Origin of the sequence: Xanthomonas sp. SHU 308 (assembly GCF_000364645.1) — a bacterium.
GTDB classification, from domain to species: Bacteria; Pseudomonadota; Gammaproteobacteria; order Xanthomonadales; family Xanthomonadaceae; genus Xanthomonas_A; species Xanthomonas_A sontii.
Window position 1 is genome coordinate 1 of record NZ_AQOK01000235.1, and the last position, 11009, is coordinate 11009.

The window sequence follows — 11009 nt, forward strand, 5'->3', positions numbered from 1 at the left end:
CGACCACGGCATCGCGCCGCGCCTGGTCTGGTCCAACGACTACGCGCGCAACGTCGACGGCGGCCTGTCGCGCGGCGACCGCAATGCCGGCGGCGTGGTCGCCGGCGCCGACCTGGATCTGCAACGCCTGTTCGGCATTCCCGGTGCCACGCTGCACGTCACCGGCGCCTGGTACTACGGCGACAGCCTCTCGCAGCGGCAGATCGGCAACGGCGTCAAGGTGCAGGGCTATTGGTACCCGCAGCAGCAGGCGCAACTGGCGCAACTGACCTGGGAACAGAGCTTCGCCGACGGGCGCTGGCAACTGGTCGCCGGGCGCATGAACACCACCTGGCAGTTCGCGCGCAGCCGCTACGGCTGCCGCTTCGTCAGCGCCTCGGACTGTCCGTTCCAGCTGAGCCAGGCCGATGGCGGCTTCGTCGGCTTTCCCTACGTGAACTGGGGCACGAAGCTGCGCTACAAGCCTGACGCCACCTACGTGTCGGTGGGCGCGTTCGAACTGAACCCGCAGCGCAAGAACAACCACGGCCTGGACTGGAGCACCGCCGACAGCAGCGGCGTGCTGGGCACGCTCGAGGTCGGCTACGAACCCGATCCCGCACTGGGCAAGGGCGCACCGCGCTACCTCGCCGGCCTCTGGTACAACTCGGCCGACTACAGCGACCTGCGCTACAACCAGGCCGGGGGCTTGCGCGGGCTGGTCGGCGGCCCCGCGCGCCTGTACGACGGCGGGCGCTGGGGCGCCTACGCGCTCGGCGAACGCGCGCTGTACCGGCCGCAGGGCATGGCGAGCAAGCGCATGCTGGTCGCCTTCGGCAACATCGCCGCACCGTTCGACAAGCACCAGGTCTACGACCTGCAGGTCACCGCCGGCCTGTACTACAGCGGCCCGTTCGCGGCACGGCCCGGCGACGGCATGGGCGCGATCGCGCACTACTACCGCTTCAGTGCGGACCAGCAGGGCTACATGAACGACCTGCTGCGCAAGCGCGGCGCGGCCGCGGACATCGCGCGCAACGAACTCATGTTCGAACTCAACTACAGCTACCGCATCGCGCAGACGCCGCTGTTCCTGGTGCCGAACGTGCAGTACATCGTCCATCCCGACATCCTGGGCAATCCCGCGGCGCGCCGTGCGCCCGACGATGCGCTGGTGATCGGCTTGCGGGTGATGCTCAACATGGGTGGGCTGGGCACGCCGAAGTGAGGCCGCACTTGGCACCGGCCGGGGACCGATATCGCGGCAGCCGAGGCAGGCGCGCACGCACGCTTGCGCCGCTGGCGGTTAACCTTCCCTCCCCTTGCGTCATCCGGATCGCGCCTCAATGGCCAACCCCTACTACCGTGGCCCCGTCAGCGACCATTTCGATGGCGTGCGCTTCTTCAACCCCGGCCAGCCCACGATCGACAATGCGCTGAGCAAGGTCCTGCGCTGGAAGGCCGCCATGGGCGCGGTGCGCTGGCCTGCGCAGGTCGCGGTGACGCCGGCCATGCCTGCACCGCGGCACGACGGCCTGCGCATCACCATGGTCGGCCACGCCACGCTGTTGATCCAGGCCGCCGGCCTCAACCTGCTCACCGACCCGGTGTGGTCGCAGCGCGCCAGCCCTTCGCAGATCGCAGGGCCCAAGCGGGTAACGGCACCGGGCATCCGCTTCGCGGACCTGCCGCCCATCGATGCGGTGCTGCTGAGCCACAACCACTACGACCACTTCGACCTGGCGACCTTGCGCACGCTGCACGACGCGCACCAGCCGCTGTTCGTGATGCCGCTGGGCAACGACGTCCTGCTGCGCAAGCGCGTGCCCGATGCGCGCATCGCCACCGGCGACTGGCACGACCGGCTGCCGATCGGCGACACCGCGACGGCGACGCTGACCCGCGCCAACCATTGGTCCAGCCGCGGCATCGCCGACCGCAGGATGGCGCTGTGGTCCGGCTTCTTCGTCGAGACCGCGCGGGGATCGGTGTGGTTCGCGGGAGACACCGGCTACGGCGATGGCGCCATCTTCCGCGAGATCCGCGACCGGCACGGCGCGCCCGACGTGGCGTTGATCCCGATCGGCGCCTACGCGCCGCGCTGGTTCATGGCGCCACAGCACATCGACCCCACCGAAGCGGTGCGGATCTTCCGCGACACCGGCGCGCGGCGCGCGCTCGGCATCCACTGGGGCACCTTCCAGCTCACCGACGAAGGGCGTGATGAGCCGCGCGAAGCGCTGGCCGCCGCACTGCACCTGGCCGGCATCGACGCGGCGGACTTCGTCGCCGCCGAGCCGGGCCAGGCGTTCGACTTCGCCGATTTGGCGCCTTGACGTGCGCAGAAGTGAAGCATGCGGGCGACGATGGACGGTGCTTCTCAAGGCCGGTTGCCTGAGATCCCCCCGCAGGAGCGTTCCGTCGTCACGACGCGGCGAACCGCCGCGGTCGCGCAATTCGCCCTCGCGACGCAGAGAGAGCGCAGGTGCAGACGGCTACACTCGCGCTCCCGCCCACCAGGACACCGTCATGCGCGACCTCAGCCCGCTGCCTTCCATCGCCCTCGGCCGCTATCGCCACTTCAAGGGCGGCGAATACGAGGTGCTGGGCGTGGTCCGCAGCAGCGAGACGCTGGAACCGCTGGTGCTGTACCGACCGCTGTACGGCGAAGGCACGCTGTGGGTGCGGCCGTATCCGATGTTCGTCGAGCAGGTGGAGATCGATGGCGTACGCCGCCCGCGCTTCGCACCGATCGACGCGGACGCCTGAGCACGGCGCAGGCGACCGCGCCGCGCCCGACGCGAGACGCTAGCGCTTGGCCGCGCTGTCCACATCACTCTTGGTCGCGGCGTGATCCTGTGCCGGGCGGTTGCGGTTCTTCTTGGCGCGCGTGACCAGATACAGCATCGCGGCGATGAGCAGGACGAACAGTCCGGCGACCCAGGGCATCAGCGTGGTGTCCATTCGACACTCCAATTCGGTTGCACAGCGGTCACCAGACCACACGCGCAGTGAAGGCCTTGGCTAGTGCGACGGTGAGGTCGGCGTCGTGCCGGCGCGTCGCATGCGCACGATGAGCGGTTCCGTCGCGCAGTCCTGAGCCGCCGCGACGGCGGCCTTTACGACGGCCTTCGCGACAGGCACAGCATCGCTTGGGTTTGCGACCAGGCGCATTCCGCACGCCGCGGCGATCGCGCTGTCGATGCCTGAGAGGCCCTGGCCGAGACGTTCGCAGGACGGGCAAGCCACGCGAATCCCAGGCCTTCCGAGCGCACCGGCCGCCGTGCCGCCCAAGCTACCCAGCGCACGCCGAATCGACCGGGACGCATTGACATACGCCATGTACGCAAATAACGTACGCCACGTATGTGAATGAAGGCCCGCCCATGCACCAGCGCCGCAGCCGCCGCGAGATGATCGAGACCACCCGCGCCAGCCTGCTGGCTGCGGCGCGGCAGGCGTTCGCCACGCACGGCTTCGCGCACACCTCGATGGACGTGTTGACCGCCGAGGCCGGTCTTACCCGTGGCGCGCTGTATCACCACTTCGGCAGCAAGGACGGCCTGCTGATCGCGGTCATCGAGCAGATCGAGGCCGAGGTGGGCCTGCGCCTGCAGGCGGTGTCCGACGCCACGCCCACGCCGTGGGACGGTTTCCGCCGCCGCTGCCGCACCTACCTGGAACTGGCGCTGGAACCGGAGATCCGCCGGATCATCCTGCAGGACGCGCGCGCCGTGTTCGGCGACGTGCCGCCGGCGGCGCAGTCGGTGGGCATCGCCGCGCTGCAGGCGGCGCTGGAAGCCCTGATCGCCGCCGGCACGGTGGCGCCGCTGCATGCCGGGGTGATGGCACGCATGCTCTACGGCGCGATCACCGAGGCGGCGTTCTGGATCGCCGAGCCGGACGCCGACCTGCATGCACGGCTGGCCGACGCGCTCCACGCCCTGGACCGGCTGCTCGACAGCCTGCGCACGCCCTGATTCCGCAGCACTCCCCGCCTCGCCACTCGACCAGGATCACGCACATGCACTGGCGCAATACCGCACAGCGCTTCGGCGCCCTCGCCAAGCTGTTCCACTGGACCACCGCCGCCGCCTTCATCGGCGCGTATGCGGTGGTGTACTACGTCATCTGGTTCATGGACGACACCTCCGACGCCTCGCTGCCGGTGCTCAACCTGCACTGGGTGCTGGGCCTGCTGGTCGGGTTCCTGGTGCTGCCGCGGCTGTTGTGGCGCTGGCTGGACGTGCAACCGGACGATCCGCCGGGCTCGGCGCTGGAACACCGGCTCGCGCATCTGGCGCATTGGGGTCTGTACGCGCTGCTGATCGTGATGCCGCTGACCGGCTACATCGGCACCGGCGCGCCGACCGACCTCGGCCTGTTCCGCATTCCCGGCTTCAACGAGACCGCGCTGTTCGCCTGGATCAGCCGCACCTGGCACCTGAGCTGGGAGGCGTTCGAAGCGCCGATCGACGTGGTCCACCACTTCATCGGCAAATGGATCGCATGGGTCGTCGTACTGCTGCACGTGGCAGCCGCGCTGTTCCATCACTGGGTCCGCCGCGACGAGGTGCTGACCCGCATGCTGCCGGGGCGTACACCGCGCGTGCGCAGCGACGCGACCTCCGCCTGAGCCAACGCGCCTCTAGCGCGACGCCGGCACCTGCGCTGTGCGCGTCGCGGCCTCCACTGGCGCCAGCGGCCAGCGCACTTCGAATCGTGTCCCGCTGCCGGCCGGCAGGCACAGCGCATCGCCGCCATGCGCCACGGCAATGGCCTTGACCACCGCCAGGCCCAGGCCGCTGCCGCCGCTCTTGCGCGAACGCGACGGATCGCCGCGGCGGAACGCATCGAACACCCGCGCGGCGATCTCGGGCGCGATGCCGGGGCCGGTGTCTTCCACGAACAGCACGCATTGGCCCGCGTCCGCCTGCACGCCCACCCGCAGCGGGCCCGGCTCGGCATAGTGCTGCGCGTTTTCGAGCAAGGCCATCAGCGCCTGGCGGATGCGCACCGCATCGCACAGCACCGGCGTGCGCAGCGCCAGCACGGGTTCCAGCACCAGCCCGCGCGCGTCCAGGCTGGCGCCGAAGGCATGCAGCACGGCCTCCACTTCCCGCGCCAGGTCGGCCGGCGCCGGCTGCAACTCCAGGTGCCCGCTGTCGGTGAGGCTGAGTACGCGCAGGTCCTCGATCAGCCGGTTCAGGCCTTCCACCTGCCGCAGCAGGCTCTCGAACGCCGCCACGTCCGGCGCGAACACGCCCTCGGCCAGGCCCTGCAGGCGCCCGCGCAGGATCGTCACCGGCGTGCGCAGTTCGTGGGCGACGGCGGCATTCCAGAATGCGCGCTCGCGGGTCATCGCCTGCAGGCGGTCGGCCATGGCGTTGAAGTCGCGCACCAGCTGCGCGGTCTCGCCCAGCGCATGCGCATCCATGCTCGCGCGTGCGTGCAAGTTGCCCTGGGCGACTTCGCGCAGGCTGTGCGCCACCGAGTTCAACGGGGTAAGGATGCGCCGCGACAGCCGCACCGCCACCGCCACCGCGATCGCCACGGCCAGTGCGGCGGTGGCGCCGATCCACATCATCTCCACCCGCGACGGCACCCAGGTGTCGGAGATGCTGTTGGGCTGGTAGGCCGCCGCCAGCGCGTAGAACACGTAGGAGCCGACCACCGACAGCAGGATGATCCACAGCGCCAGCGCGCCCAGCGACAGGATGACCTGGCGGCGCAGCCCGGGGGCGCGATTCATGCGCCGGATCCGAACCGGTAGCCGACGCCGCGCACGCTGGCCGGCGTGCCCTGCACGCCCAGCGCCTCCAGCTTCTTGCGCAGCTTGCTGATGTGGCTGTCGATGGTGCGCTCCTGGGTGTCGCCTTCCGGCAGGCAGGCGTCGAGCAGTTCGGCGCGGCTGAACACCCGCTTCGGCGCGCGCATCAGCCGCACCAGCAGCTTGAACTCGGTGAGCGTGAGGTCCAGCGTGTGCCGCTGCTCGCCCACCCGCACGCTGGCCTCGTGCTGGTCCAGATCGACATGGAAGGCGCCCACGCGCAGGCTGCGCGCCTCCTCGGCACCGTTGCCGCGGATGCGCCGCAGCACCGCCTGCACCCGCGCCACCACCTCGGCCGGGTTGAACGGCTTGACCACGTAGTCGTCGGCGCCCAGGCGCAGGCCCATCAGCTTGTCGATGTCCTGGTCCAACGCGGTGAGCATGATCACCGGGGTCTCGCCGCGGTGGCGCAGTTCGGCCAGCACCTTCCAGCCGTCCGCCGCCGGCAGCTGCACATCCAGCAGGATCAGATCCGGATCCAGCGCCAGGTGCAGGTCCAGCGCGGCGCGGCCATCGGCGGCGTGGGCGCTGCGCAGCCCGCTGCGCGCCAGGTAGGCGCTGAGGATCTCGGCGATCTCGCTCTCGTCTTCGGCGATCAGGACCAGCGGCGCGGACGCGGGCACGGCGGCGCCCGGAGAGGAAACGGACATGGAGGCAGCGAAGGCGCATCGGCCCGGACGGGCGGATCTCCATCATATCTCCACATCGCATCGAACGCCGCGCAACCCGCGGCCGCGACCATGCGCGGCTTTGGCGTCCGCCGCATCCGCGGCGGCAGCGACGAGGCACGAGGCATGGGCATGCGACAACAGGTACGGACTCTGGGACTCGGCGGCGCGCTGGCGTTGGCCCTGGCGGGCTGCGGCGGCGGCGCGCAGCCGCAGGCGGTGGCCGCGCCGGTACAGGTCACCGCTGTGACCCTGCACCCTGCGCCGATGACGGTGAGCGTGGACCTGCCCGGGCGCGTGGCCGCGCTGCGCAGCGCGCAGATCCGCCCACAGGTCGGCGGCATCGTGCAGCGTCGCTTCTTCGAGCAGGGCGCCGATGTGCGGCGCGGCGATGCGCTGTTCCAGATCAACCCGGCGCCGTTCAAGGCCGACATGGACACCGCCGCGGCCGCACTGCACCGTGCCGAGGCCGCGCAGGTGCTGGCCGACGTGCAGCATGCCCGGCTACAGCGGCTGGTCGAATCCGGCATGGTCAGCCGGCAGATGTACGACGACGCCGCCTCGCAGCGCAGCCAGGCCGCCGCGGCGGTCGCCGAGGCCAAGGCGACGCTGTCGCGGCGGCGCCTGGACCTGGCCTTCGCCACCGTCGACGCACCGATCGACGGCCGCATCGACCAGGCACTGCTCACCGAGGGTGCGCTGGTCTCGCCCAGCGACAGCGCGCCGATGGCGGTGATCCAGCAGATCGACCAGGTCTACGTCGACGTGCGCCAGTCCGCCAGCGACCTGGACCCGCTGGATCCGGCCGCGCGCGCGCAGGCCACCGGCGGCGACAGTCTGCCGGCGCAGATCCTCGACCGCAGCGGCACGCCCTCGGGACTGAGCGGGCGCGTGCTGTTCTCCGGCATCACCGTCGATGCCGGCACCGGCGATGTGCTGCTGCGCATCCTCGTCGACAACGCGCAGCGGCGCCTGTTGCCCGGCATGTACGTGCGGGCGCGGGTGCCGCGCGCCCACTACGCGCAGGCGCTGCGCGTGCCGCAGCAGGCGGTCACCCATGTCGGCAAGCGCGCGCAGGTGTGGGTGCTGGACGCCAATGCGCAGGTGCGCAGCGCGACGGTGCAGCTGGGCGAACTGGTGCAGGGGCACTACCGTGTCGTCGCCGGCCTGCAACCCGGGCAGCAGGTGGTGGTCGAAGGCATCGACCGGCTCAGCAGCGGCGCCCGGGTGAAGGCGCGTGCGTGGCAGCCGCCGGTGGTCGCCACCGCCGCCGCGGACTGAACCGGGAACGCCGCCATGCCACAGTTCTTCATCGAACGCCCGGTCTTCGCCTGGGTGATCGCGCTGTTCATCGTGCTGTTCGGCACCCTGGCCATCGGCCAGCTGCCGGTGGCGCGCTATCCCTCGGTGGCGCCGCCCTCGGTGTCGCTGATCGCGTCCTACCCCGGCGCCACGCCGCAGACCCTCAACGACTCGGTGGTGAGCCTGGTCGAGCGCGAGCTGTCGGGGGTCAAGAACCTGCTGTATTTCGAGTCCACGGTGGACACCTCGGGCAGCGCGCAGATCACCGCCACCTTCAAGCCCGGCACCAATGCGGAGCTGGCGCAGGTGGACGTGCAGAACCGCATCAAGGCGGTGGAGCCGCGCCTGCCGCAGGCGGTGCGGCAGAACGGCCTGCAGGTGGAATCGGCCGCGTCCGGCTTCCTGATGCTGGTCGGCCTGACCTCGCCGGACGGCCGCTACGACGAGGTGGCGCTCAACGACTACCTGGCCCGCAACATCGTGCAGGAACTGCGGCGCATCGACGGCGTCGGCCGCGTGCAGCTGTTCGGCGCCGAGCAGGCCATGCGCGTGTGGGTGGACCCGGACAAGCTCGTCGCCTACGGCATGACCATGACCGAACTGGCGCAGGCGATCGAACAGCAGAACGCGCAGATCGCGCCCGGCCGCCTCGGCGACGAGCCGACCGTGCGCGGACAACGCCTGACCGTGCCGCTGACCGTGGCCGGGCAACTGACCACGCCCGCGCAGTTCGCCGCCATCGTGCTGCGTGCCGACAGCGGCGGCGCGCGGGTGACCCTGGGCGACGTGGCGCGGGTGGAGCTGGGCGCACAGTCCTATGGCTTCTCCAACCGCGAGGACGGCGCTCCCGCCACCAGCGCGGCGATCCAGCTCTCGCCCGGCGCCAATGCGGTGCGCACCGCGCTGGCGGTGAAGGCACGGCTGGCGGAACTGGCCGCGAGCATGCCGACCGGCATGCGCTATTCGATCCCGTTCGACACCGCGCCGTTCGTGAAGCTCTCGATCAAGCAGGTGGTCAAGACCCTGCTCGAAGCGATGGTGCTGGTGTTCCTCGTGATGTACCTGTTCCTGCAGAACGTGCGCTACACGCTGATCCCGGCCATCGTCGCGCCGATCGCACTGCTGGGCACCTTCGCGGTGATGCTGCTGGCCGGTTTCTCGATCAACGTGCTGACGATGTTCGGCATGGTGCTGGCGATCGGCATCATCGTCGACGACGCCATCGTGGTGGTGGAGAACGTCGAGCGGATCATGGCCAGCGAAGGCCTGCCGCCGCGGCAGGCCACGACCAAGGCGATGCGCGAGATCACCGGCGCGGTGGTCGGCATCACCCTGGTGCTGACCGCGGTGTTCATCCCCATGGCCTTCGCCAGCGGCTCGGTGGGCGTGATCTACCAGCAGTTCACCCTGGCGATGGCGGTGTCGATCCTGTTCTCGGCGTTCCTGGCGCTGACCCTGACCCCGGCGCTGTGCGCCACCCTGCTGCGCCCGATCGCGCCCGGCCATCATGCCAAGCGCGGATTCTTCGGCGCGTTCAATCGCGGCTTCGAGCGCCTGACCGGCCGCTATGCCGCACGCGTGGCGCGGCTGCTGCGGCGCAGCGCGCGGGTGCTGGCGGTGTTCGCGGTCCTGTGCGTGGCGTTGGTCTTCGCCATGCGCGTGCTGCCCTCGGCGTTCCTGCCGGAAGAGGACCAGGGCTACTTCATGACCTCGATCCAGTTGCCCACCGATGCCACCAGCGAGCGCACGCTGGCGGTGGTCAAGGCGTTCGAGCGGCACGTCGCCACGCGCCCGGCGCTGGCCTCCAACCTGGTGATCCTGGGTTTCAGCTTCTCCGGCTCGGGCACCAACGCGGCCATGGCCTTCACCATGCTCAAGGACTGGGACCAGCGCGACGGCGCCACCTCCAGCGACGAAGCCGACCGCGTGCAGCAGGCCATGGCCGACCTGCCCGAGGGCACGGTGATGAGCCTGCTGCCGCCGGCCATCGACGAGCTCGGCACCTCTTCCGGCTTCACCCTGTACCTGCAGGACCGCGGCAACCGCGGCGAGGCCGCGCTGATGGCGGCGCAGGCGAAGCTGCTGCAACTGGCCGCGGACAGCACGGTGGTCAGCGGCGTGTATCAGGACGGGCTGCCGCCGGGCAAGAGCATCCGCCTGGAGATCGACCGCCAGCATGCCGAAGCGATGGGCCTGCCGTTCTCCGCGATCAGCAACACCTTGTCGGCGGCGATGGGCTCGCTGTACGTCAACGACTTCCCCAACGCCGGGCGCATGCAGCAGGTGATCCTGCAGGCCGACGCCGCGTCGCGCATGCAACTGGACGACGTGCTGGGCCTGCGCGTGCGCAGCACCGAGGGCGGCATGGTGCCCCTGCGCGAAGTGGTGACCGCCACCTGGACCGACGCGCCGCAGCAGCTGTCGCGCTTCCAGGGCTTCCCGGCCGTGCGCATCACCGGCGGCGCCGCGCCTGGCGTGTCCAGCGGCGCGGCCATGGCCGAGATGGAACGGCTGGCCGCGCAACTGCCGCCGGGCTTCGCCGTGGCCTGGACCGGGCAATCGCTGCAGGAGCGGCAGTCGGCTGCGCAGGCGCCGCTGCTGATGCTGCTGTCGGCACTGGTGGTGTTTCTGGTGCTGGCGGCGCTGTACGAGAGCTGGACGATCCCGCTGTCGGTGATGCTGGTGGTGCCGCTGGGCCTGCTCGGTGCGGTGGCCGCGGTGATGCTGCGCGGCCTGCCCAACGACGTGTTCTTCAAGGTCGGCCTGATCACCATCATCGGCTTGTCGGCGAAGAACGCCATCCTCATCGTCGAGTTCGCCCGGCAACTGCACCGCGACGGCCAGGGCCTGCTCGAGGCGGCGACCAACGCCGCGCGCCTGCGCCTGCGCCCGATCCTGATGACCTCGCTGGCCTTCGCCCTGGGCGTGGTGCCGCTGATGCTGGCCAGCGGCGCCAGCGCCGAGACCCAGCATGCCATCGGCACCGGCGTGTTCGGCGGCATGGTCAGTGGCACCGTGCTGGCGATCTTCTTCGTGCCGGCATTCTTCGTCTGCGTGGTGGGGCTGCAGGAGCGGGTGGCGCGCTGGCGTGCGCGACGCGGCGGGGGTGCGTCTGCCGAGAACTAGATCGGCGCTGCCGCTGCCATTGTGGCCGTCGACTGTCGTGCAGCCGGGCCGCGCGACGTGGTGTGCTTTTCCGATGGCGCAATGCGTCGGGACTGAAGTCCCTC

General features: G+C 70.6%; 10 protein-coding genes. 7 read left to right on the forward strand and 3 right to left on the reverse strand.

The annotated features are described in order from the left end of the window. The 3 genes from D588_RS0108770 to D588_RS0108780 form a co-directional block, all read left to right on the forward strand. A partial coding sequence (locus tag D588_RS0108770; protein ID WP_017915700.1) for a carbohydrate porin occupies nt 1–1207 on the forward strand: 1207 nt, incomplete at its 5' end. A gap of 118 nt (nt 1208–1325) precedes the next feature. Continuing rightward, nucleotides 1326–2315 (forward strand): MBL fold metallo-hydrolase, encoded by a 990-nt coding sequence (locus D588_RS0108775; protein ID WP_017915701.1) that lies wholly within the window; start codon nt 1326–1328, stop codon nt 2313–2315. A gap of 193 nt (nt 2316–2508) precedes the next feature. Beyond that, the gene (locus D588_RS0108780; RefSeq protein WP_017915702.1) at nt 2509–2748 is read left to right on the forward strand and encodes a DUF1653 domain-containing protein; all 240 of its coding nucleotides are present in this window, start codon (nt 2509–2511) and stop codon (nt 2746–2748) included. 39 nt (nt 2749–2787) lie between these two features. On the opposite strand, the gene D588_RS28175 is transcribed toward D588_RS0108780, so the two are convergent. After that, nucleotides 2788–2943 carry a hypothetical protein gene (locus D588_RS28175; RefSeq protein ID WP_017910105.1) on the reverse strand — a complete coding sequence of 52 codons (156 nt, stop codon included), beginning with the start codon at nt 2941–2943 and terminating at the stop codon, nt 2788–2790. Nucleotides 2944–3365: 422 nt separating this feature from the next. Between D588_RS28175 and D588_RS0108790 the strand changes: the two genes are divergently transcribed. Together D588_RS0108790 and D588_RS0108795 are read left to right on the forward strand one after the other, a co-directional pair. Further along, entirely contained in the window at nt 3366–3959 is a 594-nt protein-coding gene (locus D588_RS0108790) for a TetR/AcrR family transcriptional regulator (protein WP_017915703.1), read from the forward strand. A 44-nt stretch (nt 3960–4003) separates the two neighbouring features. Further along, complete coding sequence (locus D588_RS0108795; RefSeq protein ID WP_017912854.1) at nt 4004–4615, forward strand: cytochrome b; 612 nt, start codon at nt 4004–4006, stop codon at nt 4613–4615. Nucleotides 4616–4627: 12 nt separating this feature from the next. Here the strand turns inward: D588_RS0108795 and D588_RS0108800 are convergent, their stop codons facing one another. Beyond that, nucleotides 4628–5731, reverse strand: coding sequence for an ATP-binding protein (locus D588_RS0108800; protein WP_017915704.1), 1104 nt, complete (start codon nt 5729–5731; stop codon nt 4628–4630). Further along, nucleotides 5728–6459 carry a response regulator gene (locus tag D588_RS0108805; RefSeq protein WP_051067644.1) on the reverse strand — a complete coding sequence of 244 codons (732 nt, stop codon included), beginning with the start codon at nt 6457–6459 and terminating at the stop codon, nt 5728–5730. The genes D588_RS0108800 and D588_RS0108805 overlap by 4 nt, the downstream gene beginning before the upstream one ends. 144 nt (nt 6460–6603) lie before the next feature. On the opposite strand from D588_RS0108805, the gene D588_RS0108810 reads away from it, so the two are divergent. Together D588_RS0108810 and D588_RS0108815 are read left to right on the forward strand one after the other, a co-directional pair. Further along, nucleotides 6604–7758, forward strand: a complete 1155-nt coding sequence (locus D588_RS0108810) for an efflux RND transporter periplasmic adaptor subunit (protein ID WP_026143525.1) — start codon at nt 6604–6606, stop codon at nt 7756–7758. Nucleotides 7759–7773: 15 nt separating this feature from the next. Continuing rightward, complete coding sequence (locus D588_RS0108815) at nt 7774–10905, forward strand: efflux RND transporter permease subunit (protein WP_017915706.1); 3132 nt, start codon at nt 7774–7776, stop codon at nt 10903–10905. The last annotated feature ends 104 nt before the right edge of the window (nt 10906–11009 follow it).